The sequence below is a fragment of the Pseudomonas sp. FP2294 genome, from assembly GCF_030687625.1.
Classification (GTDB): Bacteria; Pseudomonadota; Gammaproteobacteria; order Pseudomonadales; family Pseudomonadaceae; genus Aquipseudomonas; species Aquipseudomonas shahriarae.
Window position 1 is genome coordinate 966,512 of the sequence record NZ_CP117441.1, and the last position, 22,639, is coordinate 989,150.

Annotated in this window: 28 protein-coding genes and 1 tRNA gene; 9 read left to right on the plus strand and 20 right to left on the minus strand. The window is 58.6% G+C overall.

The window, feature by feature from the left end; translation table 11 throughout:
* Positions 1–4: 4 nt before the first annotated feature.
* From sctS to sctU, 3 genes are read left to right on the plus strand one after another with little or no spacing between them, the layout of a single operon-like run.
* Positions 5–268 (plus strand): type III secretion system export apparatus subunit SctS, encoded by a 264-nt coding sequence (gene sctS / locus PSH73_RS04125; protein WP_057958285.1) that lies wholly within the window; start codon positions 5–7, stop codon positions 266–268.
* Between the two features lie 10 nt (positions 269–278).
* A complete protein-coding gene (gene sctT, locus PSH73_RS04130; protein WP_169990136.1) occupies positions 279–1,067 on the plus strand; it encodes a type III secretion system export apparatus subunit SctT in 789 nt (262 codons plus the stop codon).
* Positions 1,064–2,161, plus strand: a complete 1,098-nt coding sequence (gene sctU, locus PSH73_RS04135; RefSeq protein ID WP_200660697.1) for a type III secretion system export apparatus subunit SctU — start codon at positions 1,064–1,066, stop codon at positions 2,159–2,161. The genes sctT and sctU overlap by 4 nt, the downstream gene beginning before the upstream one ends.
* On the opposite strand, the gene PSH73_RS04140 is transcribed toward sctU, so the two are convergent.
* The 19 genes from PSH73_RS04140 to PSH73_RS04230 form a co-directional block, all read right to left on the minus strand.
* On the minus strand, positions 2,158–2,520 hold the full coding sequence (locus PSH73_RS04140; protein WP_305461993.1) for a transcriptional regulator: 363 nt from the start codon (positions 2,518–2,520) through the stop codon (positions 2,158–2,160). The two genes, sctU and PSH73_RS04140, sit on opposite strands and share 4 nt — an antisense overlap.
* Before the next feature lie 5 nt (positions 2,521–2,525).
* Positions 2,526–2,729, minus strand: a complete 204-nt coding sequence (hrpT, locus tag PSH73_RS04145) for an HrpT family type III secretion system protein (protein WP_120731648.1) — start codon at positions 2,727–2,729, stop codon at positions 2,526–2,528.
* Positions 2,726–4,867, minus strand: a complete 2,142-nt coding sequence (gene sctC, locus PSH73_RS04150) for a type III secretion system outer membrane ring subunit SctC (protein WP_305461997.1) — start codon at positions 4,865–4,867, stop codon at positions 2,726–2,728. The genes hrpT and sctC overlap by 4 nt, the downstream gene beginning before the upstream one ends.
* A gap of 15 nt (positions 4,868–4,882) precedes the next feature.
* Entirely contained in the window at positions 4,883–5,275 is a 393-nt protein-coding gene (locus PSH73_RS04155) for a CesT family type III secretion system chaperone (RefSeq protein ID WP_282405499.1), read from the minus strand.
* Position 5,276: 1 nt separating this feature from the next.
* Positions 5,277–5,495: a hypothetical protein gene (locus tag PSH73_RS04160; protein ID WP_282405500.1), complete on the minus strand. Its 219-nt coding sequence runs from the start codon at positions 5,493–5,495 to the stop codon at positions 5,277–5,279.
* A gap of 105 nt (positions 5,496–5,600) precedes the next feature.
* Positions 5,601–6,191, minus strand: a complete 591-nt coding sequence (gene sctL / locus PSH73_RS04165; RefSeq protein WP_057438025.1) for a type III secretion system stator protein SctL — start codon at positions 6,189–6,191, stop codon at positions 5,601–5,603.
* Complete coding sequence (locus PSH73_RS04170) at positions 6,175–6,756, minus strand: hypothetical protein (protein ID WP_057958292.1); 582 nt, start codon at positions 6,754–6,756, stop codon at positions 6,175–6,177. The genes sctL and PSH73_RS04170 overlap by 17 nt, the downstream gene beginning before the upstream one ends.
* The gene (sctJ, locus tag PSH73_RS04175; RefSeq protein ID WP_057958293.1) at positions 6,749–7,537 is read right to left on the minus strand and encodes a type III secretion system inner membrane ring lipoprotein SctJ; all 789 of its coding nucleotides are present in this window, start codon (positions 7,535–7,537) and stop codon (positions 6,749–6,751) included. The genes PSH73_RS04170 and sctJ overlap by 8 nt, the downstream gene beginning before the upstream one ends.
* A gap of 6 nt (positions 7,538–7,543) precedes the next feature.
* On the minus strand, positions 7,544–7,918 hold the full coding sequence (locus tag PSH73_RS04180; RefSeq protein WP_057958294.1) for a hypothetical protein: 375 nt from the start codon (positions 7,916–7,918) through the stop codon (positions 7,544–7,546).
* A 63-nt stretch (positions 7,919–7,981) separates the two neighbouring features.
* Positions 7,982–8,161 (minus strand): hypothetical protein, encoded by a 180-nt coding sequence (locus tag PSH73_RS04185; protein WP_081044173.1) that lies wholly within the window; start codon positions 8,159–8,161, stop codon positions 7,982–7,984.
* Between the two features lie 177 nt (positions 8,162–8,338).
* Positions 8,339–9,262, minus strand: a complete 924-nt coding sequence (locus PSH73_RS04190) for a sigma 54-interacting transcriptional regulator (protein ID WP_057958295.1) — start codon at positions 9,260–9,262, stop codon at positions 8,339–8,341.
* 396 nt (positions 9,263–9,658) lie between these two features.
* Positions 9,659–10,759 (minus strand): redox-regulated ATPase YchF, encoded by a 1,101-nt coding sequence (gene ychF / locus PSH73_RS04195; protein ID WP_057437736.1) that lies wholly within the window; start codon positions 10,757–10,759, stop codon positions 9,659–9,661.
* A gap of 22 nt (positions 10,760–10,781) precedes the next feature.
* Positions 10,782–11,366, minus strand: a complete 585-nt coding sequence (gene pth, locus PSH73_RS04200; protein ID WP_032857782.1) for an aminoacyl-tRNA hydrolase — start codon at positions 11,364–11,366, stop codon at positions 10,782–10,784.
* Between the two features lie 168 nt (positions 11,367–11,534).
* On the minus strand, positions 11,535–12,134 hold the full coding sequence (locus PSH73_RS04205; protein WP_057958296.1) for a 50S ribosomal protein L25/general stress protein Ctc: 600 nt from the start codon (positions 12,132–12,134) through the stop codon (positions 11,535–11,537).
* 138 nt (positions 12,135–12,272) lie between these two features.
* Complete coding sequence (locus PSH73_RS04210; protein ID WP_003171603.1) at positions 12,273–13,214, minus strand: ribose-phosphate pyrophosphokinase; 942 nt, start codon at positions 13,212–13,214, stop codon at positions 12,273–12,275.
* A 45-nt stretch (positions 13,215–13,259) separates the two neighbouring features.
* Positions 13,260–13,334 (minus strand) — tRNA-Gln (locus PSH73_RS04215).
* A 36-nt stretch (positions 13,335–13,370) separates the two neighbouring features.
* On the minus strand, positions 13,371–14,219 hold the full coding sequence (gene ispE / locus PSH73_RS04220; protein ID WP_115127432.1) for a 4-(cytidine 5'-diphospho)-2-C-methyl-D-erythritol kinase: 849 nt from the start codon (positions 14,217–14,219) through the stop codon (positions 13,371–13,373).
* Between the two features lies 1 nt (position 14,220).
* Complete coding sequence (gene lolB / locus PSH73_RS04225; RefSeq protein WP_057437742.1) at positions 14,221–14,838, minus strand: lipoprotein insertase outer membrane protein LolB; 618 nt, start codon at positions 14,836–14,838, stop codon at positions 14,221–14,223.
* A 4-nt stretch (positions 14,839–14,842) separates the two neighbouring features.
* Positions 14,843–16,567 carry a tetratricopeptide repeat protein gene (locus tag PSH73_RS04230; RefSeq protein WP_057958298.1) on the minus strand — a complete coding sequence of 575 codons (1,725 nt, stop codon included), beginning with the start codon at positions 16,565–16,567 and terminating at the stop codon, positions 14,843–14,845.
* 182 nt (positions 16,568–16,749) lie between these two features.
* Here PSH73_RS04230 and hemA point away from each other — a divergent pair, with 182 nt between their 5' ends.
* From hemA to PSH73_RS04260, 6 genes are all read left to right on the plus strand, one after another.
* Entirely contained in the window at positions 16,750–18,039 is a 1,290-nt protein-coding gene (gene hemA, locus PSH73_RS04235; protein ID WP_057437744.1) for a glutamyl-tRNA reductase, read from the plus strand.
* A complete protein-coding gene (gene prfA, locus PSH73_RS04240; RefSeq protein WP_057437746.1) occupies positions 18,036–19,118 on the plus strand; it encodes a peptide chain release factor 1 in 1,083 nt (360 codons plus the stop codon). Before hemA ends, prfA begins: the two co-directional genes overlap by 4 nt.
* Positions 19,119–19,949 (plus strand): peptide chain release factor N(5)-glutamine methyltransferase, encoded by an 831-nt coding sequence (gene prmC, locus PSH73_RS04245; protein ID WP_120731658.1) that lies wholly within the window; start codon positions 19,119–19,121, stop codon positions 19,947–19,949. It abuts the gene before it with no gap.
* Entirely contained in the window at positions 19,943–20,698 is a 756-nt protein-coding gene (locus tag PSH73_RS04250) for a molybdopterin-synthase adenylyltransferase MoeB (protein ID WP_057958301.1), read from the plus strand. Before prmC ends, PSH73_RS04250 begins: the two co-directional genes overlap by 7 nt.
* Positions 20,691–21,485, plus strand: a complete 795-nt coding sequence (gene murI / locus PSH73_RS04255) for a glutamate racemase (RefSeq protein ID WP_057958302.1) — start codon at positions 20,691–20,693, stop codon at positions 21,483–21,485. The genes PSH73_RS04250 and murI overlap by 8 nt, the downstream gene beginning before the upstream one ends.
* 113 nt (positions 21,486–21,598) lie before the next feature.
* Complete coding sequence (locus PSH73_RS04260; protein WP_057958303.1) at positions 21,599–22,117, plus strand: acyloxyacyl hydrolase; 519 nt, start codon at positions 21,599–21,601, stop codon at positions 22,115–22,117.
* Positions 22,118–22,279: 162 nt separating this feature from the next.
* On the opposite strand, the gene PSH73_RS04265 is transcribed toward PSH73_RS04260, so the two are convergent.
* Positions 22,280–22,585 (minus strand): YkgJ family cysteine cluster protein, encoded by a 306-nt coding sequence (locus PSH73_RS04265; RefSeq protein WP_057958304.1) that lies wholly within the window; start codon positions 22,583–22,585, stop codon positions 22,280–22,282.
* Between the last annotated feature and the right edge of the window lie 54 nt (positions 22,586–22,639).

Genomic DNA, 22,639 nt, shown 5'->3' on the forward strand with positions numbered 1-22,639 from the left:
GCCTATGGAACCGATCCTACTCTTCAAACAGGGCATGTTGCTGGTGGTGGTGCTATCGGCACCTCCGTTGATCGTGGCAGTGATCGTCGGCGTGATGACATCTCTGGTACAGGCCCTGATGCAGATACAGGACCAGACGCTGCCCTTTGGCATCAAGCTGGTGGCGGTTGGCATTACCCTGATCCTGACGGGGCGCTGGATTGGCGTGGAGTTGATCCAACTGATCAACCTGATGTTCGACATGATCGCCCGTTCGGCCTTGAACTGAGGTACGACCGGTGCTGCCTTATCTCGACTTCCTGGTCAGCCTGGTGATCGCCATGGCACGCATCTACCCTTGCGCGTTCCTGGTGCCGGCCTTCTGTTTTCAACATATACGCGGTATGCCCCGGCATACCATTGTGATGGTCATGGCGTTTATGCCGGCGCCGATGATCCATGCTGCGCTGGCGGGCAACGAATACTCGGTGCTGATGCTCGGTGGGCTATTGCTCAAGGAGGTGGGCCTGGGGGTTTTGCTGGGTGTCTTGTTGTCCATGCCATTCTGGATGTTCGAGTCGGTAGGCGCGCTGCTGGATAACCAGCGTGGGGCCCTGGCGGGCGGGCAACTGAACCCCTCGCTCGGCCCGGACGCCACGCCCGTGGGGCATTTATTCAAGCAGGTGGTGATTTTCCTGTTGATTGCCACCCTTGGGCTGGGCGTATTGACCCAGGTTATCTGGGATAGCTACCTGATCTGGCCCGCCACGGATTGGCTGCCGGTGGTGGCCGTCAACGGTTTCAGCGTGTTCGTTGGGATGCTTGGCGAAACCTTCACACACATGATGCTTTACGCTGCGCCTTTTATCGCGGTGCTGCTGTTACTGGAGTTCGGTTTCGCCTTACTCGGGTTGTACAGCCCGCAGTTGCAGGTCAGTACCCTGGCAATGCCGGCAAAGAGCCTGGCGGGACTGGCCTTTTTACTGCTGTATTTTCCATTGCTGCAAGATCTGATTGTAGGGCGCATGGGGCTGCTGGGCGACCTTAAGCATGCCCTTGGCCTGATGTTCCGGGGCGTGAACCAATGAGCGATTCCGGCGAGAAAAAACACGCGGCAACGCCCAAGAAGCTCAAGGACCAACGCAAGAAAGGCCAGGTTGCACAAAGCCAGGACGTGCCCAAGTTGCTGGTGCTCACCGCGATCAGCGAGATCGCGTTGCTCACCGCCGAAACCAGCATGCAGCGCTTCCAGCAGTTGATGGTGTTGCCGTTTTCGCGCTTGGACCAACCGTTTGTTCGCGCCCTGGAAGAAGTGTTGCTCGATGGCCTGGTCGTTTTTTTCTCGTTTGGTCTGTTGATGTGCGCGGTGGCGATCGCGACGAAACTGATCAGCAGTTGGATGCAGTTCGGCTTCCTGTTTGCCCCGGAAAGCCTGAAGCCGGATTTCAATCGCCTCAATCCGCTGAACCAGCTCAAGCAGATGTTTTCCGCCCAGTCGGTGATCAACCTGTTGATGGGGCTGGGCAAGGCATTGCTGCTCTCGCTGATTCTGTATGTGGTTATCACCCCCTCTTTGCAGGTGTTGATCAACCTGGCCACCAGCGATCTGCAAAGCTATATCGTGGCGCTGATCACCTTGTTCCGCCACTTGCTGCATGCCTGCCTGGGGCTGCTGCTGGTGCTCGCGCTGATCGACCTGGCCATGCAGAAGTACTTCTTTGCCAAGCGCATGCGCATGACCCAGGTGGAGGTGGTCAAGGAGTACAAGGACATGGAGGGCGACCCCCACGTCAAGGGGCAGCGGCGTTCCCTGGCTTACCAGCTCGCCCAGGAAGAACCCAAGATCAAGCTACCCAAGCTGGAAGAGTCCGACATGCTGGTGGTCAACCCCACGCACTATGCCGTGGCGTTGTACTACCGCCCCGGCAAAACCCCGCTGCCGATGCTGGTGGACAAAGGCACGGATGCCCTGGCCCGTAAGTTGATTGAACGGGCCAAGTCCGCCGACGTGCCGGTGATCCAGTGTGTGTGGTTGGCGCGCATGCTGTATGAGCGCAAGCTGGGCGCGCCGATTCCCCGGGAGACCCTGCAGGCAGTGGCGCTGATCTATCGCACCTTGCGTGAACTGGGTGATGAAGCCAAGCGCCAGACCCTGGAGTTGCCGGAGCTTGCGCGCCGCTAGGGCGCGCGGTGTACATCCAGCGCTTCGAGCCGGGCCAGGGAAAGCATGCGGCTGAGGGTGTCAGCGGGCGAGTGGCCGCAGGAGGGCAGTGCATGCCAGATCACCAGGCTGCCCTTGGCATCGAGGAACACAAAGCACCCATCGAACGCCGTTGCGTGTTCAAAGCGCCGCTCCAGCCCCCGTTCCAACTGGCCGACCTGCAACGCCTCAGGCGCAATCTGCAAGGCCAGGCCGGGTTGCGAGCCGGGATTCAAACGGCACAGGCCAATGCCCGGGTGCAGCGAGTGGTAAGCGACACGGCCGCTCACCAGGTTCTGCAGAAACTCCAGGTCATGCGAACCAGCGTCGGGTAATGGCATGACCGTCATCGCTCCAGGGAGATTGTCTGGTAATCCGAGCGCTCCCCCGAGGGGCCGGGTTCGACACGCATTTGCGGCGGCCACCACACCACCAGTTTGTCGGCGCTCGATTGGGGGCGGGAGCAGGAGTCGCCTCGACATGTAGGTGTACACCCCTCCATCAGCAGCGTCAGGCCGAGGAGGGTGATGCAGGCGATTCGCTGTTTCATGGCGCAGTTTTCCGTGTTGGGGTGAGCAGGGAGGGGCGGGTCAAACCGATATGTTCATCCTTCACCACCGGGCGCATGGCGATGAATACCTCGGCCTCTTCACCCGGCTTGAGCCAGGCCCGCGGCCAGACACCGACGGCCAGGGTCTGGGAGTTGCTGCATTCCTTCTCATCGATGCGCACGTTGCGCTTGAACTGGTTACGCAGCACGACCACCGCCACGTTGAACTGCGGGCCGGTGTACCACTGGCTGCGTTCGGTGTTGAGCGCCAGCAGATCACGGGTGCTGCACAAGGTGTTCAGGCCTAGCGGCATAGGCTCAGCCTTGAACGTGTGGGGCACTTGACCGGTGACCAGATGTGCAAGGGCGCTGGTGATATCGCTGCGCTTGATCACGGGCTGATGCTCGGCATAGCGCCTGGCCAAAGGCTTGAGGGCGGCCTGCAGTTCCGCCTGGTCGTCCTGGGGCAAATAGCGCGACGGGTCCGCCTGGTCGCCGATCACCCGCGGGGTCAGGATAAACAGGCGTTCACGGCGGTTGTTCTTGCGCTCGGTGGAGGAGAACAGCGTCTTGCCCAGCAAGGGGATATCGCCCAGCACCGGCACTTTATTGCGTCTATCGGCGCTTTCGCTGACATGGAAGCCGCCGACCACCAGCGAGCGTTTTTCCGCCATCACCGCCTGGGTGCTGACCTTGCCGCGGCGTACATCGGGGCCGATGCGTTCGGGGTTGGTTTCGTCGAAGTTGCCGTCTTCAATATCCACCGCCAGATGGACCTGATGGCTGCCGCGCGAGGTGATGACCCGTGGCACCACCTGGAAACTGGTGCCCACGGTGATGGGCAAGATGGTCGCGTTTTCGACACCAGCGGTCAGGTACTGGGTGCGATTGAAGTCAATCACCGCCGGCTGGTTTTCCAGGGTCAGCACCGAAGGGTTGGACACCATGGTCGCCAGGCCCTTGGCCTCCAGGGCGCGGATATCGGCGTAGAAGCGGTCGCGGTTTTCAATCGACATCTGTGCGGAGGTACCCGGCGCCATGTTCACCCCGCCACGAAAGCGGCTGTTCTGGAAACCCCAGTTGACCCCGAACTCACGCAGCTGCGTGCGCTCGATATCGAGAATGATCGCGTCGATCTCCACCAGCTTGCGTGCCACATCGAGCTGGGCGATCAGCTCGCGGTACATTGCCTGGCGCTCTGGCAGGTCATAGATCAATACGGCGTTGTTACGCACATCCGCTTCAACGCGGATCCGGCCTCTTGCAACCGGGGCTCTGGTGGTGAGCGGCATGCCTGGATTCATCTGCCCGAGGGGAGCTGGCGCGCCGAGCATCTGGTCCAGCATCGGGTTGCTTAGGCGGGGCAGGATCGGGGTGACAGGCGAGGGCTGCGATGACGAGGCGGGACGTGAGGTCCTCGACGAAAGCACTGAGGTGTCCCGAGGTTCCAATAAGCCTCGCAACATGCTGGCAACCCCGGGGATGGCCAACTTTTCGCCACGATAATCAATCGGGCGGTCTGCTGCGTTGGCGAACTTCAGCGGGAACGTCAGCACACTCTGTTTTTCATCGGGAGATTTACGCTGACTGCTGAACTGCTTGATCTGGTCGATATAACGCTTGGGGCCCGACACCAGCACCACACCATCGTCAGGTAATTCTCCCCAGCCGAAACGGCTATCGAGCAGGCCAATGTCGGTCAAGGCCTGCTTCAAGTCCGCCACGGTTTCGGAGGAGACTTCCAGGCGCGCGGACTCCTGTTGGTCCAGGGTGCTGATGTACAGCGTGTTGTTGTACATGTACCACTGGAAACGATGTTCTACTCCCAGCCTGTCGAGCAGTGACTGGGGGGTATCAGCGCGGATCTTGCCATTGACGTTGCCCTCCAGCAGGCCGTCGATCTGCAATTGCGTGCCAAAGGTCTGGGCGAAATCCTCCAGGACTTCTTGCACCGGCTTATGTTCGGCTTCATAGGCATACGCGGTGTTTTTCCATTCACTGGGGATAGCCGCGAGCGTACTTTGCAGGGGCATAAGCAACCAGGGTAACGCTAGCAGGCAGCGCCAATCGGCTATTTTTCGCGGACCTGCAGGCGAGACGGCGCGCAAGCGATTGCGCTTGTCGATCTTGTTATACATGGGGGAACTCTCTGATTAGTACGGCAGCGAGCGTAGTGACAGGGGCTTGTGTTTCAGGTTTGGCTTTGCGAGACGCTTGATCATTGCGCGCCAGGTGTCGCGCTGGTTGAGCAGCGTTTCGAGTGTGTTGCACAACTGTTCTGGACTGCACCCACTGATCAATTGTTGACGCAGCCAGAGCGCACCACTTTCCGGTGATTGGGCCAGCGCTCCTTGGAAGTGGTTCAGGCTGGCGCGTCCCAATCGCATCCAGTTTTGCAAGGAGGATTTGTCGGGCCGTTCCTGAGTCAGTTGCACACTTAACAGCAGCACTGGGCCAGAGCGCCGTAAGACAATCTCATCGTTGCCCTCCATCAGGCTGATGTGTTCAGTTTGGTCATTCATCCAGCGGGCAATCAGCGCATCCACCTTACTGCACGCCGTCAGCGACTATTTTGAGAATGGTATGGCTGGCGCGAACGGCCTCGTTGTAGGCGATCAACGAGTAACGCTCCTGTTTCATCAACTCAGCGAACAAATACTCATCGAAATCTGCGTTGGCAAAATCTTCGTTTATATCGGCTGCCTTGTTTATGCTGCTCTGCAGTTGTCTGAACAGGTTCTTTTTCACGTCGTGGTGGAAATCCATATATTTTTCTCCTGATGTGTCTGAGCTATGTGGTTCCCCTCAAATTTCAGTTCCATTTGTTTCGGTGTTTATTGATACATCTGTTCGGCAACGCTCCCTGACCCGTCAGGCACCTGGTGTTTGCACGTCACGGACCAGTACTGTTTCGCACAGGCTGGCCCAGTTGATACAGAAGTCCCCTTCCTCCGTTTCCAATACCAGGGATTGAGGACGGACCCGGTCATCAGGACGTAGTGTCCAAAACGTGGCGTGCTGCCTGGAAAGACAGCGTTCTACCTCGGCACACTCAAGTGGGTGACAGAGGAGTGTTGCCTTGCCTGATGGAACTTGAGTCGCCAGTAATTGCTTGACCAAGGCGCTAAGGCGCTGTGCCACAGGTGCCTCTTCAAGCAGGCAGAGGATGGTCTGGTTGGCAATAGAGGTGGCATATTGCTCCAGGTTGTCGCACATAACGTGCTGTTGTTTTTCCCATTCCTTGAGTTGCGCATTGGCCCGCCGCCAGAACTCCAGTGTGAGCTTTTCAAGGGCTTTTTCCCGGTGTTCGGTTGCCTGGCGCAGCAGTTCCTTGGCTTGGACCTTGGCACGGCTCAACAATTGACTGGCCCTGCGGCAATCCGCCAGCATTTCCTGGGAAATCAGGGTTTGCGGTAATCCTGGAGCACCGGTGCGCAACTCGATTTTACGTATGTTCAACATCATCCGTTCTCTGCTCAGTTTGATAAGTGAAGGATTGCTCGCTTGGCATGGTGGTTGCTCGCCAGACTATGGCCTGCCACAGCGTGTCCAGGCGGTTTCGAGCGTCATTGAGTGCGGGTGTGTGCTCTTCAGGGGGGTGGGTCCGACGGCGCTCAAACCGCAATCGAAGGCGTTGCCAGATGGCTGGGGTTACCCAGGCACGTAGCAATTGCAGTGGGTCTTCTTTACCGGACAACAGCGTGTCTGGGCGTAGTGCCTTGGACAGGCGCTGACACCACTCGTATTGGTCTTGGCTCAACTGGCTATCGGTGGCGGGGCGACAAACGTTGTCCAGCAGCGCCAGCATGCTCTCGAGTTGCTCCTGGGGGGCCAGCGCCAAGCGAAGGATTGTGGAGTGGGGCGTGGGCGGCAGGCAGGGTTCGATACCCAGCCGGGTATTCACGAAAACGTGCCGTGGGTGGTACAGGGCGCTCTGTGCATGATATTCGTCGAAGTTGCCCCAGTCGCTGTGTGAAAACTTCCACGGGAAAGCCCACCATCGGGCCCACTCCAACTGCTCACTCATGGGCCGGGGTGGCCGTGGTGAGTGTCTCACGCCGCAGGCGTTGACCACGCCTATGCCAGAACAGGGCGCCAGCCGGTACAAGTACTATGACGGCGGCTATCAACGCGAGGGTGCTGCGCCAAAAAACAAGGTCATCGCCCGGTATCAGAAACGGGCCGAAATAGCTCAGGCGTTGCTGCTCCTGGTAAGCCGTTGCGGGTACGAATACCACGGTCAGTTTTTGTGAGTTATCGACGGCCGTGGCCATGCCGGGAATGCTACTGGCGACCATCCGCCGGACGCGTCCGTGGATACTGTCAGGCTCCAGTCGCGGATCGTGTTTGATAAAGACCGAAGCGGATGCAGGTTGCACGGGTTCTCCAGGTGCAACGCGTTCTGGCAACACTACGTGGACCCGGGCGACAATCACCCCATCGATATTTGACAAGGTCGCCTCCAACTCCTGGGACAAGGCGTAGATGTAGCGGGCACGTTCCTCCAGTGGGGTGGAGATGACGCCTTCCTTGCGAAAGGTATCGCCCATTGTGGCGCGGGCCATCTTGGGCAAACCGACGGCATCAAGTGTACGCACTGCACGACTGATATCGGCGCTGTTCACTCGTACAACCACACCATCTTTGGCGGGGATTTTCTGGGCGCGTATGTGTTTGTCTGCCAGTTCCGCAATCACCTCATTGGCTTCCTGCTCGGAAAGCTGGCGATGGAGTTCGACACTGTCATTACACCCCGTGAGCACTAATGTCAGAGATAAAACCAACCCGGTGACCAGGAGACGAATCATGTTTACCTACTGCAGGTTGCTGATTTTTTCGATGAGCTGGGCACCCTTTGAGAGGCCCTTGACCAGCATCTGTGTTCCCAGCACCGTAGTGGACAGTTGGGTGGAGTAGCCGAGCGAGAAGTTTTCTCTCGTGCCGTTCCCCATCGCTTTCAGGGCTCTGCCCATATAGTTTGACGATTTGAGCAACTGGTTGGACATGTCCGTGAGGGCGTTCGGTGTAACCGTTGGGGCTACGGCTATTGCAGCTTGGCCTGAGTGCTCCAGGCTTGAGATGAAAAAGTTCACATCCTCGCTTTGGAACACAGGAGATGTAGCCATTGTGGAGGTTTTCAGGCGCTTTTCATCGGTTGATGAAAACGCCTGTAGCGCTTCTGTACGCATATAAAATCCCGAAGCCAGACAGTGAGGCTGCGTCCCCTGCCAGGAGGCAGGGGACGCAGTGGGTTATCGCATTGCTTCAATATTTTTTTTCTGTTCACTCAGCTTGAAGGATTCGTTACCTTCCTTCAGGGATTCACGCTGGATGGCTCTACGTTGTGCTTTCAGGTCTGCGTTATCTCCGTCGCCAAAACCAAAATTTGAAGAGCCGCCACTATTACTATTACCAACGCCACTGACACCCATATTTGTTTACTCCATGATCATTAACGTAAAAGGTGGTTGCTGACAGTGTTTCAAATGCCCCTTGACGTTGGGCAGTCAAAGCCTGTAGCCATTATCTATGTGGTTGCAAATAGCATGTCGTTCCAAAGCCTGTGGGAGCAGCTGTATCGAAATATGTCCTTGTTGAGCAGTCTTCATTCACTCCAGCGATATTCCCAGTTGCTTCATTCGATGGTAGAGCGTGCGTTTGGCGATATTCAGTTCGGTCGCCACACTGTCCACGTTATAAACATGGCGGCGCAGGGATTCTTCAATCAGAAGTTTCTCTATTTGCTGCAAGCGTTCTTTTAAGTTCAAATTATTGTCTTCGGTGCTCATTAAAGGCACTGAAGTTGGAGGCAGTCCCAGCACGAAACGCTTGGCGGTTGAGCGCAACTCTCGGACGTTACCGCGCCATGGGTGACACAGCAATTGTTGAATGAGGGTGCTGGGCGGTTGTGGAACTGGGCACTTAAAGTACTCTGCCTCTTGCCGGATCATGTTAAAAAATAACGGAATAATCCGCTCGGGGCGTTCACGTAAGGGGGGGAGGGTGATGTTGACGACATTCAGGCGAAAGTACAGGTCTCGTCTGAACGCACCTTGTTCCACCATGTCGTGCAGCGAATGTTGGGCTGAAGCTATGATGCGTATGTCCAGCGGGATAAACCGCGTAGAGCCCAGCCGCTCGACACCCCGAGCCTCCAGCACACGCAGCAACTTCGCTTGCAAAGTGAGTGGCATGCTATCGATTTCATCCAGGTATAAAGTGCCCAGATGGGCGGCTTCAATAAATCCTGCACGTGATTGTATGGCCCCGGTATAGGCGCCACTGTTGACTCCGAACAGTTGGCTTTCTGCAAGGCTTTCCGGTATCGCTGCGCAATTGATGGCAACAAAGTTACCTTTTCGATGAGATAAACGGTGCACACGTTGCGCCAGTGTATCTTTACCAGTGCCTGTTTCGCCCAACAGCAATATATCGATGTTCTGCGTGGCGGTATTGTGGATTGTGCTTTCGATATCCGGGCACTCGGTTAGCGATGTGTCAGTCTCGAACTCGTACTGATAGGAGGTCGACATATTGCTGTTGCTCCAATAATGTGTCGCTTCACTATTGTGGGACTAAAGTTTGTTATATGTTGGTAAGTAGATAGTAAAATTTCTGGATTGTCATCGTGGTTAAAAATGGTAAATGGCGGCTTTGTTGTGCGAAAGGCTTGGTGGCCTGGGGTTTTATATAAGTCAAGTGTCTGGTTGTGTGGATATGCTTATTCTCGGCAGGAATAGTCTACAAGTAGCTGTGAGTTTTCTGTTGAGAAGATTTTTTGTCTGCGGAGTGGAATATTTGTATTTGAATCTTTTGATTTATAAGGTAAGTGATTGTTTCGTTGTGATGGGTAACAGAAATCATCGCCCACAAAAAAGCCGATGCAGAGCATCGGCTTTTTGTTCTACCGCTTGGATCGTACAGCCAGCTTACACGTTGAAGCGGAAGTGCATCACATCGCCATCCTTGACGACATATTCCTTGCCTTCCAGGCGCCATTTACCGGCTTCCTTGGCCCCGGCTTCACCCTTGAACTGGATAAAGTCGTTGTAGGCGATCACTTCCGCGCGGATAAAGCCTTTTTCGAAGTCGGTGTGGATCACACCGGCAGCCTGTGGCGCGGTGGCGCCGACCTTGACGGTCCAGGCACGTACTTCTTCGACGCCGGCGGTGAAGTAGGTCTGCAGGTGCAGCATTTCGTAGCCCGCACGGATCACGCGGTTCAGGCCAGGCTCTTCCAGGCCCAGGGCCTCGAGGAACATGTCTTTCTCTTCGCCGTCTTCAAGTTCGGCGATTTCCGCTTCGATCTTGTTGCAGACCGGTACAACCATTGCGCCTTCTTCTTCGGCAATGGCCAGGACCACGTCGAGCAGCGGGTTGTTCTCGAAACCGTCTTCAGCCACGTTGGCGATGTACATCACAGGCTTGGTGGTCAGCAGGTGGAAGCCCTTGATCACGGCCTTTTCGTCGACGCTCATGTTCTTCATCAGGCTGCGTGCCGGCTTGCCCAGGGTGAAGTGTGCGATCAACTGCTCCAGCAGGGCCTTCTGGACCACTGCGTCCTTGTCGCCGCCTTTGGCGTTGCGCGTGACCTTTTGCAGTTGCTTCTCGCAGCTGTCGAGGTCGGCGAAGATCAGTTCCAGGTCGATGATCTCGATGTCGCGTTTCGGGTCGACGCTGTTGGAGACGTGAATCACGTTCTCGTCTTCAAAGCAGCGGACCACGTGGGCGATGGCATCGGTCTCACGGATGTTGGCGAGGAACTTGTTGCCCAGGCCTTCACCTTTCGACGCGCCAGCCACCAGGCCGGCGATGTCGACGAACTCCATGGTGGTCGGCAGGATGCGCTTGGGATTGACGATGGCCGCCAGGGCCTCCAGGCGCGGATCGGGCATTGGCACGATACCGGTGTTGGGTTCGATGGTGCAGAAGGGGAAGTTCTCCGCCGCAATACCGGACTTGGTCAGGGCGTTGAACAGGGTGGACTTGCCGACGTTAGGTAAGCCGACGATGCCGCAATTGAATCCCATGGTGTTTCCCCTCGCAAAAAAGTCAGGCCTTCTGGCTGTGCAGGTTTTTCATCGCACGGTTCCATTCACCGGCGAAGATATCCGGCAGCACGCCGAGGGCAAAGTCGATGCTGGCATCGAGTTTTTCCTGTTCGGCGCGTGGCGCACGACCCAGGACGAAATTTGAAACCATACTGGCAACGCCTGGGTGGCCAATGCCGAGCCGCAGGCGGTAAAACGTATTCTGATTGCCCAACTGCGCAATGATGTCGCGCAGGCCATTATGACCGCCGTGGCCGCCGCCTTGCTTGAGCTTGGCAACGCCGGGTGGCAGGTCCAGTTCGTCATGGGCCACCAGGATTTCTTCGGGTTTGATCCGGAAGAAGCCCGCAAGCGCCGCGACAGCCTGGCCGCTGCGGTTCATGTAGGTGGTGGGAATCAGCAGACGAACATCCTGACCCTGATGCGAGAAGCGTCCGGTCAGGCCAAAATATTTGCGATCGGCCACCAGGTTGATGCCTTGGGCGTGGGCGATGCGCTCAACAAAAAGGGCCCCCGCGTTGTGCCGGGTCTGTTCGTATTCGGCGCCTGGATTTCCCAGGCCAACGATCAGTTTAATGGCAGTCACGACAGGGGCCCTTCCTTTGGAGTTGTGGATAACATCGCCGCAACCTCATTGCGGCGAAAGTGGACGACAGGAGCTCACTTATCCAGAGATAAACTTCGCGTTATCGCCCGCTTTCTCGCTACGTTTCGGTCCGCGATGTTTCCTCAAGCTCCGGCATTACAGAGTGAATTACTCTGCAGCGCCTTCTTCAGCTTCTGGAGCAACACGTGGAGCGTGGACGTTGGCAACAGCCTTGTCATCACCGTGAGCCAGAGCAACGAACTCAACGCCTTTAGGGGCCTTGAGGTCGGACAGGTGAACGATGTCACCGATTTCCAGAGCCGACAGGTCGACTTCGATGAACTCAGGCAGGTCTTTAGGCAGGCAGGTCACTTCGATCTCGGCGATAAGGTGCGAGACTTCGCCGCCTTTCTTGACCGGAGCTTCTTCACCAGCAAAGTGCACAGGTACGATAGCGGTCAGTTTCTGACCTGCTACGACGCGTACGAAGTCAGCGTGCAACACGTGACCTTTAGCTGGGTGACGTTGCAGGGCCTTGATGATGACGTTCTGCTTTTTGCCGCCAACGTTCAGCTCGATGATGTGGCTGTAGGCCGCATCGTTTTCGAGCAGTTTGGCAATTTCTTTAGCCAGCATGCTGATGGACTCAGGGGCTTTTTCGCCACCGTAGACTACAGCTGGAACCAGGCTTGCGAGACGACGCAGGCGGCGGCTCGCACCTTTCCCCAGGTCGGAACGCAGTTCAGCATTCAAAGTAAAATCGTTCATGTTGTATCTCCAAAATAACCACATTCGCCCCAGCGTTTGCGACCAGCGCTAAAGGCGATATGGGCAAAAAAGCCCCGCCCCAGCATTGTGCTGGGGCGGGGCGCTTTTCGTCAGGTTGATGCCGCCAGGGTTTGACCCTTAGCGGAACATCGCGCTGATCGATTCTTCATTGCTGATACGGCGAACCGCCTCAGCAACAACCGGTGCGATATCCAGTTGACGGATACGTGCACAGGCTTGAGCAGCAGCGGACAACGGGATGGTGTTAGTCACCACCAGTTCGTCCAGCACAGAGTTCTCGATGTTCTCGATCGCTCGGCCCGACAGCACAGGGTGTGTGCAGTAGGCGAAGACTTTAGCCGCACCGTGCTCTTTCAAGGCTTTTGCCGCGTGGCACAAGGTGCCGGCGGTATCAACCATGTCATCGACCAGAATACAGGTACGCCCTTCGACATCACCGATGATATGCATCACTTCAGAGTGATTGGCTTTCTCGCGGCGTTTGTCGATGATCCCGAGGTCCACGCCCAGGGATTTGGCAACAGCCCGTGCACGCACGACGCCACCAATGTCCGGGGACACGATCATCAGGTTTTCAAAGCGCTGGTCTTCGATGTCATCCACCAGAACGGGGGAGCCGTAGATGTTATCTACCGGAATATCGAAGAACCCCTGGATTTGGTCAGCGTGCAGGTCAACCGTGAGAACACGGTCGATACCTACCACGGTCAGCATGTCAGCGACGACTTTCGCGCTGATAGCCACACGTGCGGAACGCGGACGGCGATCCTGACGGGCATAACCAAAGTAAGGGATTACAGCTGTGATTCGAGTCGCTGAGGAGCGGCGGAAGGCATCAGCCATCACGACGAGTTCCATCAGGTTATCGTTGGTCGGAGCGCAAGTCGGCTGAATAATGAAAACATCTTTACCGCGGACATTTTCATTGATCTCGGCTGTAATTTCGCCGTCGGAAAACTTACCGACAGAGATGTCACCGAGAGGGATATGCAGCTGACGTACGACACGTCGAGCCAGATCGGGGTTAGCGTTCCCCGTAAAGACCATCATCTTGGACACGCGCAGTACCTAGAGGCTGAGGGTAACCTGGATGAGTATAGAAAATGGCAGGGGCGGCTGGATTCGAACCAACGCATGGCAGGATCAAAACCTGCTGCCTTACCGCTTGGCGACGCCCCTGTATCTGTTGCAACGAGTACCCAGTACTCGGTTCCTTTAGAGCAGACTTTGCAGCTTGCGATGCAACATCGAAACGTTGCTTCCCTTTGCTACAAACCCTGTAAGGGTCTCTGTAAGAAGGGCCGAGACTTTATCAGCTTCAGCTTTGCTTGGGAAGCCCCCAAACACACAACTTCCAGTTCCGGTGAGTTTTGCTTCGGTAAATTTACCTAACAAATTCAATGCGTTACGTACATCTGGATAACGCCTTGCTACCACCGGTAAGCAGTCATTTCGACTGTTTCCCTTGGGAACGGGGCGCACTTTAATGGGAGAAGAGTTACGTGTCAACAACGGATCTGAAAAAATTTCTGCTGTACTTACAGATACTTGCGGAACAAGCACGACATACCACGGCTCTTCGGGGTCTACAGGGGTGAGTTTTTCCCCTACACCCTCAGCAAATGCGGCGTGTCCACGCACAAAAACCGGGACGTCGGCGCCCAGGGTCAGGCCCAGTGCGGCCAGGCGATCTTCATCCCAGCCAAGCTGCCACAAGTGATTGAGGCCGAGCAGGGTGGTCGCGGCATTCGAGCTGCCACCACCGATACCGCCACCCATGGGCAGGATTTTGTCGATCCAGATATCAATGCCCAGCGGGCAACCGGATTGTTCCTGAAGTTTTTTTGCGGCCTTCACGATCAGGTTGCTGTCATGGGGCACGTCGGCAAATTCGGTGTGCAGCTGAATCACGCCATCGTCGCGCACGGCGAAGGTCATCTCATCGCCATAATCGAGAAATTGAAACAGCGTCTGCAACTCGTGGTAGCCGTCTTCACGACGTCCGAGGATGTGCAGCATCAGATTGAGCTTGGCCGGGGAGGGCAGGGTCAGGCGTTCGCTCATGTCACTGCCCCAGCTTGCGTGGTTGCCAGTCCTTGATCACCAGCGTGACGTCAAGGTTGGAGCCGTGCAGCTTGATGCGTTCGGGCAGCCAGTAGCCGCTTTGTTCCACATAGCTGAGGTATTCGACCCGCCAGCCATCCTGCTCCAGGGTGGCCAGGCGGCTGTCGCCATTGAGGCTCAGACGGCTCTTGCTCTCGGGCGCGGGCAGGCCGCGAACCCACCAGACCAGATGGGAGACCGGCAGCTTCCAGCCGACCTGCTCTTCAAGCAAGGCTTCCGGCGATGGCGCTTCGTAGCGGCCCTGATTGGCCACTTCCAGGCTCACTTGCCCCGGTCGGCCGGTCAGGCGCGCAGCACCGCGACCCAGGGGGCCAGAAAGGCGGATGTCGTAATAGTCCTGGCGTTGCAGCCAGAACAAGGTGCCGCTGCCCGAATCCTTCGGTGCGCGAACCCCGATCTTGCCCTCGATCTGCCAGCCATCAATGCTGCTGAGCTGATCCTTATGCTGCCGCCACTGTGCCGGGTTGCCCTGGCCTTCGACGGACTCACGGGCACCGAAGCCCGCACAACCGGCGAGCAGGGCGATAAAACTGAAAACGATGGCGTGGCGCAAAAACATAGAATTAAAGAGTCTCGGATCCGGTCAGGCGCTTGATGGTGCTGCGCAGGATAGGGCTGTCGGGTTGTTCCTTGAGGAACTTGCCCCAGATTTGTCGGGCTTCGCGTTGTTTGCCCTGGGCCCAGAGCACTTCGCCCAGGTGCGCGGCGACTTCCTGGTCGGGGAATCGCTCCAGGGCCTGGCGCAGCAGGCGTTCGGCTTCATCGAGGTTGCCCAGGCGGTAGTTCACCCAGCCCAGGCTGTCGAGCACTGCCGGGTCTTCCGGGTTGAGCTGGTGCGCCTGTTCGATCAGAGCCTTGGCCTCGGCATAGCGCGTCGTACGGTCTGACAAGGTGTAACCCAGGGCGTTCAGTGCCATGGCGTTGTCCGGGTCACGCTTGATGATCAGGCGCAGATCTTTTTCCATCTGTGCCAGGTCATTGCGTTTTTCGGCCTGCATGGCGCGGGTGTACAGCAGGTTCAGGTCGTCGGGGTATTGCAGCAGGGCCTGGGCGAGGATTTTCCAGGCGCGCTCCCCCTGATTGTTGGCCGACAAGGTTTCGGCCTGGATCAGATACAGCTGGATGGCGTAGTCCGGCTCGGCATCGCGGGCGGCGGCCAGGCGTTTTTCGGCTTCGTCGGTGCGGCCGTTATTCATCAGGATATCGGCCTGGCGCAGTTGTGCCGGCAGATAGTCATTGCCGGGGCCGACCTGGGCGTACTCGATCAGCGCGCCTTGCGGGTCATCCCGTTCTTCGGCGATGCGCCCCAGGTTCAGGTGGGCCGAATCGACATGGCTTTCCCGCGCGATCAGGTCTTCCAGGTAGCCCTTGGCCTCTTCCCAGGCCTTGGCTTCCAGGCAGACCAGCGCCAGGGAATAACGCAATTCGTCATCGTCCGGGTATTGCTGGACCAGGCTGGCGAACTCCACCTTGGCGTCTTCCATGCGGTCCTGTTCTACCAGCATGCGCGCATAAGTCAGGCGCAGACGCTTGTCGTCCGGATACTTCTTGATGCTTTTTTGCAGCAGCGGCAAGGCTTCCTTACCGCGGTTGAGGCTTTGCAGCAGGCGCGCGCGCAGCAGCAGCGGGGCGATCTCACCTTCTTCCGGCGGGTTTTGCTCCAGCAGCTTGAGGGCCGCTTGCGGTTCGTCATCCTGTTGCAGCAGCAGCGCCTTGCCAAATACCAGTTGGCCATTGCTCGGGTGCTTTTGCAGCAGGCGGTCGAAACTCTTCATCAGACCATCGCGGGTGTCCTGGTCGGTGTCGGCAGCAGACAGGGCGAGGAAGTCGAAATGGGTATCGCCCTTGCCCTGCAAGACTTTCTCCATATAGACCATGGAGTCGTCGTAGCGCCCGGCACGCGCCAACTGGATTGCCGCAGCGCGTTGGGCTTCGAGGTCGTCCGGGGCGTTTTTCGCCCAGATCAGTGCGGTGTCCAGGGCGGCCTGGTCGGCGCCCAGGTATTCGGCGATGCGAAACGCGCGCTCGGAAATCCCCGGGTCCTGGGTGTTGATGGCCTGGGTCACGTAGTTATCCAGGGCAATGTCGAAACGATTGCGCTGGCCGGCCAGCTCCGCGCTCAGCAGGCTGAACACCGTTTCTTCGCTGAACGAGGAATAAACCTTGGGCTTTTCAGGGGCGGGGGTGTTGTCTTCCACCGGCGCAGGACTCTGCGGCGATACGGGGGCCATGGACTGGCAGCCGCCTAGGAAGGCAAGGGCAAGGAGCAACGCGGAAGATCTATTCATATAGGAAGAGGACGACTAACCTGCGGTCGGATCATCATGACACAAGCCCTCGGCCAAACATAACCGAGTCTCAATTGGCGCCTTTATAGGCATAGGGCATTAGGACAATAGACGACGGTGGTTGTTCTGAATCAGTCGAAGTAGGACAATTGTCGGCTTCTCGACATCATCAGCGATATTGAATGGCCTTCCTTGCTCTGGGTATCAACCACAAGACTGCTTCTGTAGACGTCCGCGAGCGCGTGGCGTTTACCCCGGAGCAGTTGGTTGAGGCTTTGCAGCAGCTGTGCCGGCTCACCGACAGCCGCGAAGCTGCGATCCTTTCCACCTGCAACCGCAGCGAGCTCTATATAGAGCAGGAACATCTTTCGTCGGATGGGGTGCTGCGCTGGCTGGCTGATTACCACCATTTGAGCCTGGATGACCTGCGCGCCAGCGCTTATGTGCATGAAGATGATGCGGCAGTTCGTCACATGATGCGTGTGGCGTCCGGGCTCGATTCGCTGGTGTTGGGCGAACCGCAGATCCTCGGCCAGATGAAATCGGCCTACGCCGTAGCCCGCGAAGCCGGGACCGTGGGGCCGTTGTTGGGGCGTTTGTTCCAGGCCACTTTCAACTCGGCCAAACAGGTGCGCACTGATACGGCCATCGGTGAAAACCCGGTCTCCGTGGCGTTTGCCGCCGTCAGCCTGGCCAAGCAGATTTTCAGCGACCTGCAACGCAGCCAGGCCCTGCTGATCGGCGCGGGCGAGACCATCACCCTGGTCGCCAGGCACCTGCATGACCTGGGCGTGAAGCGCATCGTGGTGGCCAACCGGACCCTGGAGCGCGCCAGCATCCTGGCCGAAGAGTTCGGCGCCCACGCCGTGTTGCTCGCCGATATTCCGGCCGAACTGGTGCGCAGCGATATCGTCATCAGTTCCACCGCCAGCCAGTTGCCGATCCTCGGCAAGGGCGCAGTGGAAAGCGCCCTGAAACTGCGCAAGCACAAGCCGATTTTCATGGTGGATATTGCCGTTCCCCGGGATATCGAGCCGGAAGTCGGCGAGTTGGACGACGTTTACCTCTATAGCGTCGACGATCTGCACGAAGTGGTCGCCGAAAACCTCAAGAGCCGCCAGGGCGCTGCCCAGGCTGCCGAGGAAATGGTCGCGATCGGCGCCGAGGATTTTATGGTGCGCCTGCGCGAGCTGGCCGCCGTGGATGTGCTCAAGGCCTATCGCCAACAGGGCGAGCGCTTGCGTGACGAAGAATTGATCAAGGCCCAGCGCCTGCTGGCCAATGGCGGCAACGCTGAAGACATTTTGATGCAATTGGCCCGTGGCCTTACCAACAAGCTGTTGCATGCTCCCAGCGTACAGCTTAAAAAACTGACAGCCGAAGGCCGCCTCGATGCGCTGGCCATGGCCCAGGAACTCTTTGCCCTCGGAGAGGGCGCGTCAGACAGCTCTTCGGATAAAAAACCGCAATGAAAGCGTCACTGCTCAATAAACTGGACGTGCTCCAGGACCGTTTCGAAGAACTGACTGCCTTGCTCGGCGATGGCGAGGTTATTTCCGATCAGACCAAGTTCCGTGCCTATTCCAAGGAATACGCCGAAGTTGAGCCGATTGTCACCACCTATTCGCAACTGCTCAAAGTGCAGGCCGACCTCGAAGGTGCCCAGGCACTGCTCAAGGACAGCGACCCGGACATGCGTGAAATGGCCGTGGAAGAAGTCCGCGAAGCCAAAGATAAGCTCATCGAGTTGGAGGGCGACCTGCAACGCATGCTGCTGCCCAAAGACCCCAACGACGGGCGCAACGTATTCCTGGAAATCCGCGCCGGTACTGGCGGTGACGAGGCGGCGATCTTCTCCGGCGACCTGTTCCGCATGTATTCGCGCTATGCCGAGCGGCGCGGCTGGCGCGTGGAAATCCTCTCGGAGAACGAAGGGGAGCACGGCGGCTACAAGGAAATCATTGCCCGGGTCGAAGGCGAGAACGTCTACGGCAAGCTGAAATTCGAGTCCGGCGTGCACCGCGTACAGCGTGTGCCCGCCACCGAATCCCAGGGCCGTATCCACACCTCGGCCTGCACCGTGGCGGTATTGCCCGAGCCGGACGAGCAGGAAGCCATTGAAATCAACCCGGCAGACTTGCGGGTCGACACTTACCGCTCGTCGGGCGCCGGTGGCCAGCACGTCAACAAGACCGACTCGGCGATCCGCATCACCCACTTGCCGTCCGGCATTGTGGTGGAGTGCCAGGAAGAACGCTCCCAGCACAAGAACCGTGCGCGGGCCATGTCCTGGTTGTCGGCCAAGCTCAACGACCAGCAGACCAGCGCCGCCGCCAACGCCATTGCCAGTGAGCGCAAGTTGCTGGTGGGCTCGGGTGACCGCTCCGAACGCATTCGCACCTATAACTACGCCCAGGGCCGGGTTACCGACCATCGGGTCAACCTGACCCTGTATTCCCTGGACGAGATCCTTGCCGGTGGCGTGGACGCAGTGATCGAGCCGTTGCTCGCCGAATACCAGGCGGACCAACTGGCCGCGATAGGTGAATAAATGACCATTATTGCCAGCTTGCTGCGCGCCGCCGACCTGCCGGACTCGCCTACCGCGCGCCTGGATGTGGAGTTGTTGCTGGCCGCTGCCTTGGGCAAGTCCCGCAGCTACCTGCACACCTGGCCGGAAAAAATCGTCAGCAGCGAAGACGCGCTGCGCTTTGCCGACTACCTGCAACGTCGCCGCAGCGGCGAGCCGGTGGCCTATATCCTCGGCCAGCAAGGTTTCTGGAAGCTTGACCTGGAAGTCGCGCCGCACACCCTGATCCCGCGCCCGGACACCGAACTGCTGGTGGAAGCGGCCCTGGAGTTGTTGCCCGCGACCCCGGCCAATGTCCTCGACCTGGGCACTGGCAGCGGCGCCATCGCCCTGGCCCTGGCCAGCGAGCGCCCGGCCTGGCGCGTGACGGCGGTGGATCGCGTGCTGGAAGCCGTGGCCCTGGCCGAGCGCAATCGCCAGCGCCTGCACCTGGAAAACGTCACGGTGCTCAATAGTCACTGGTTCAGCGCCCTCAAAGATCACACCTATCACCTGATCATCAGCAACCCGCCCTATATTGCCGACAGCGATCCGCACCTGGCGGCGGGTGATGTGCGTTTCGAGCCGGCCAGCGCATTGGTGGCCGGCCACGACGGCCTGGACGACCTGCGCCTGATCATCGCCCAGGCGCCGCAGCACCTGGAGGCCGGTGGCTGGTTGTTGCTCGAGCATGGTTACGACCAGGCTCCGGCCGTGCGCGACCTGCTGCTGGCGCAAGGTTTCGAAGAGGTCCACAGCCGTATCGACCTCGGCGGCCATGAGCGCATCAGCCTGGGACGCCGGCCGTGCTGACCGATCAGGAGCTGTTGCGCTACAGCCGGCAGATCCTGTTGCAACAGGTCGATATCGACGGCCAGTTACGCCTGAAAAACAGCCGCGTGCTGATTGTCGGCCTTGGCGGCCTGGGCGCTCCGGTGGCCTTGTACCTGGCAGCGGCTGGCGTCGGTGAGCTGCATCTGGCGGACTTTGACACCGTCGACCTGACCAACCTGCAACGCCAGATCATCCACGACACCGACAGCATCGGCCTGAGCAAGGTCGATTCCGCCATCGGCCGCTTGAGCGCGATCAACCCCGAGATCCGACTGATTGCCCACCGCACGGCGCTGGACGCTGATTCGTTGGCCGCCGCCGTGGCCAATGTGGACCTGGTGCTCGACTGCTGTGACAACTTCGCCACCCGCGAAGCGGTGAACGCGGCGTGCGTGGCAGCTGGCAAGCCCCTGGTCAGCGGCGCGGCGATTCGCCTCGAAGGCCAGCTCTCGGTGTTTGATCCGCGGCGCCCGGAAAGCCCGTGCTACCACTGCTTATATGGGCACGGCAGCGATACCGAGCTGACCTGCAGCGAAGCCGGCGTCGTCGGCCCGCTGGTGGGGTTGGTCGGCAGCCTGCAAGCCCTGGAAGCCCTGAAGCTGCTGGCTGGCTTTGGCACACCGCTGGTTGGGCGCCTGCTGTTGATCGACGCCCTGGGCACACGTTTTCGCGAACTGCGGGTCAAGCGCGATCCCGGTTGCAGCGTCTGCGGCAGCCAGCATGGTTAAGGATGCACCGATTGGTGTGTTCGACTCCGGCGTTGGCGGCCTGTCGGTGCTGGACGAAATTCATCGTTTATTGCCCCATGAGTCGCTGCTGTACGTGGCGGATTGCGGGCATATCCCCTACGGCGAGAAAACCCCGGCGTTCATTCGCGAACGTTCGCGGGTGGTCGCGGAGTTTTTCCGCGAGCAGGGCGCCAAGGCCTTTGTGATCGCCTGCAACACGGCAACCGTAGCCGCGGTTGCGGACTTGCGTATTGATTATCCGGATTGGCCCCTGGTGGGCATGGAGCCGGCAGTCAAACCAGCCGCCGCCGCGACCCGCAGCGGGGTGATCGGGGTGCTCGCCACCACGGGCACCCTGCAAAGCGCCAAGTTCGCCGCGTTACTGGACCGCTTTGCCAGCGATGTGCGGGTGGTCACCCAACCCTGTCCGGGGCTGGTGGAGTTGATCGAGGCCGGCGACCTGGGCAGCCCGGCGCTGCGCCAGTTGTTGCAGGGGTACGTCACGCCGCTGGTCGAGGCCGGGTGCGACACCATCATCCTCGGTTGCACTCATTATCCTTTCCTCAAGCCATTGCTGGCGACGATGCTGCCACCGACGGTCATCCTGATCGACACCGGGGCGGCCGTGGCGCGTCAGTTGCAGCGTCTGCTGGGCGAGCGCCAACTGCTGGCCGAGGGCAATCCTCGGGCTGCGCAGTTCTGGACCAGCGGTGATCCGCAGCATCTAAGAAATATCCTACCCACACTGTGGAAGTTCAGCGGCGTTGTGCGAAGCTTCGGCCTGTGAAAAATTCGTGAAATAGCGGGTTTTTTAGCTGAACTTCTGCGTAGTCCGTGATTTCTATAGCTCTTGATTAGCGGTACACAACCATACAACTTCGTTTGGAAAGGATGTTTCTTATGAAGCGCTTGTTCTATTTGGCTGCGATTGCAGCCGCTGTGTTGGGACACTCGGTTTCGGCCCAGGCTGCCGGCCTGGAGTTTGCGGTAGGGCATACCAGCGATTCGACCATGACTTATCGTCTGGGCCTGCAATCGGACTGGGACAAGAGCTGGTGGCAGAGCGATGTGGGGCGCCTGACCGGCTACTGGAGCGGCGCTTATACCTTCTGGGACGGTGATGAGCGGGCGAGTGTCAGCAGCCTGTCGTTTTCGCCGGTGTTTGTGTACGAATTCGCCGGCGAGTCGGTGAAACCCTATATCGAAGCGGGGATCGGTGTGGCGCTGTTCTCACGCACCCGGATCGAGGACAACAACATCGGCGGGGCCTTCCAGTTCGAAGACCGCCTGGGCTTCGGCTTGCGTTTTGCCGGCGGGCATCAGGTGGGGATCCGTGCCACGCACTATTCCAACGCAGGCATCAGTAGTCACAACGATGGTATCGAGAGCTATTCGTTGAACTACACCCTGCCGCTCTGATATTCCCCGGCACAGCAGAGCCCATGTGGAAGCCGGGCTTGTGTGGGAGTCGGGCTTGCCCGCGATGCAGATGGCTCGGTGCTTCAGACAAACCGAAGTGATGCTATCGCAGGCAAGCCCACATAAGCCCGCTCCCCCATTTGAGCTCGGCAGTTTTCACGGTCAGCGGTAGACCGTCGCAATCCCCTGGCGCTCTTCAAGGCACTCCGGCGCGCCCATCTCGAACTCCCGGCAAATCAGCGGTCGCTTCTCATAGATGGTGCACATCATCGTGTCGCGATCCAGCGCCGCGCACCAGCCGTCGTCCAGGCGCAGCATGACTTCGCCGCCCCAATCGTCCGTGTCGATAAAGCGATCAGGCACGCCAGTGTCAGTGATCAACATGACTTCCAGTTGGCAGCAGCAAGCTGCACACGTGGAGCACGTCACGGCGGGTTCGGCGATTTGAATGTGGGGAATGGTGGTCATAGGCGCGCAGTGTAAGGCAAGCCGGTCGGGCGCGTGTGAAAGCTCTGACGGACG

Excerpts from the sequence above, each read along its gene's own strand:
- sctS (WP_057958285.1), top strand. The coding sequence starts at position 5 with ATGGAACCGATCCTACTCTTCAAACAGGGCATGTTGCTGGTGGTGGTG.
- sctU (WP_200660697.1), top strand. The coding sequence starts at position 1,064 with ATGAGCGATTCCGGCGAGAAAAAACACGCGGCAACGCCCAAGAAGCTC.
- PSH73_RS04140 (WP_305461993.1), bottom strand. The coding sequence starts at position 2,520 with ATGCCATTACCCGACGCTGGTTCGCATGACCTGGAGTTTCTGCAGAAC.
- hrpT (WP_120731648.1), bottom strand. The coding sequence starts at position 2,729 with ATGAAACAGCGAATCGCCTGCATCACCCTCCTCGGCCTGACGCTGCTG.
- sctC (WP_305461997.1), bottom strand. The coding sequence starts at position 4,867 with ATGTATAACAAGATCGACAAGCGCAATCGCTTGCGCGCCGTCTCGCCT.
- PSH73_RS04160 (WP_282405500.1), bottom strand. The coding sequence starts at position 5,495 with ATGGATTTCCACCACGACGTGAAAAAGAACCTGTTCAGACAACTGCAG.
- sctL (WP_057438025.1), bottom strand. The coding sequence starts at position 6,191 with ATGTTGAACATACGTAAAATCGAGTTGCGCACCGGTGCTCCAGGATTA.
- PSH73_RS04170 (WP_057958292.1), bottom strand. The coding sequence starts at position 6,756 with ATGAGTGAGCAGTTGGAGTGGGCCCGATGGTGGGCTTTCCCGTGGAAG.
- sctJ (WP_057958293.1), bottom strand. The coding sequence starts at position 7,537 with ATGATTCGTCTCCTGGTCACCGGGTTGGTTTTATCTCTGACATTAGTG.
- PSH73_RS04180 (WP_057958294.1), bottom strand. The coding sequence starts at position 7,918 with ATGCGTACAGAAGCGCTACAGGCGTTTTCATCAACCGATGAAAAGCGC.
- PSH73_RS04185 (WP_081044173.1), bottom strand. The coding sequence starts at position 8,161 with ATGGGTGTCAGTGGCGTTGGTAATAGTAATAGTGGCGGCTCTTCAAAT.
- PSH73_RS04190 (WP_057958295.1), bottom strand. The coding sequence starts at position 9,262 with ATGTCGACCTCCTATCAGTACGAGTTCGAGACTGACACATCGCTAACC.
- ychF (WP_057437736.1), bottom strand. The coding sequence starts at position 10,759 with ATGGGATTCAATTGCGGCATCGTCGGCTTACCTAACGTCGGCAAGTCC.
- PSH73_RS04205 (WP_057958296.1), bottom strand. The coding sequence starts at position 12,134 with ATGAACGATTTTACTTTGAATGCTGAACTGCGTTCCGACCTGGGGAAA.
- ispE (WP_115127432.1), bottom strand. The coding sequence starts at position 14,219 with ATGAGCGAACGCCTGACCCTGCCCTCCCCGGCCAAGCTCAATCTGATG.
- lolB (WP_057437742.1), bottom strand. The coding sequence starts at position 14,838 with ATGTTTTTGCGCCACGCCATCGTTTTCAGTTTTATCGCCCTGCTCGCC.
- PSH73_RS04230 (WP_057958298.1), bottom strand. The coding sequence starts at position 16,567 with ATGAATAGATCTTCCGCGTTGCTCCTTGCCCTTGCCTTCCTAGGCGGC.
- hemA (WP_057437744.1), top strand. The coding sequence starts at position 16,750 with ATGGCCTTCCTTGCTCTGGGTATCAACCACAAGACTGCTTCTGTAGAC.
- prfA (WP_057437746.1), top strand. The coding sequence starts at position 18,036 with ATGAAAGCGTCACTGCTCAATAAACTGGACGTGCTCCAGGACCGTTTC.
- prmC (WP_120731658.1), top strand. The coding sequence starts at position 19,119 with ATGACCATTATTGCCAGCTTGCTGCGCGCCGCCGACCTGCCGGACTCG.
- murI (WP_057958302.1), top strand. The coding sequence starts at position 20,691 with ATGGTTAAGGATGCACCGATTGGTGTGTTCGACTCCGGCGTTGGCGGC.
- PSH73_RS04260 (WP_057958303.1), top strand. The coding sequence starts at position 21,599 with ATGAAGCGCTTGTTCTATTTGGCTGCGATTGCAGCCGCTGTGTTGGGA.
- PSH73_RS04265 (WP_057958304.1), bottom strand. The coding sequence starts at position 22,585 with ATGACCACCATTCCCCACATTCAAATCGCCGAACCCGCCGTGACGTGC.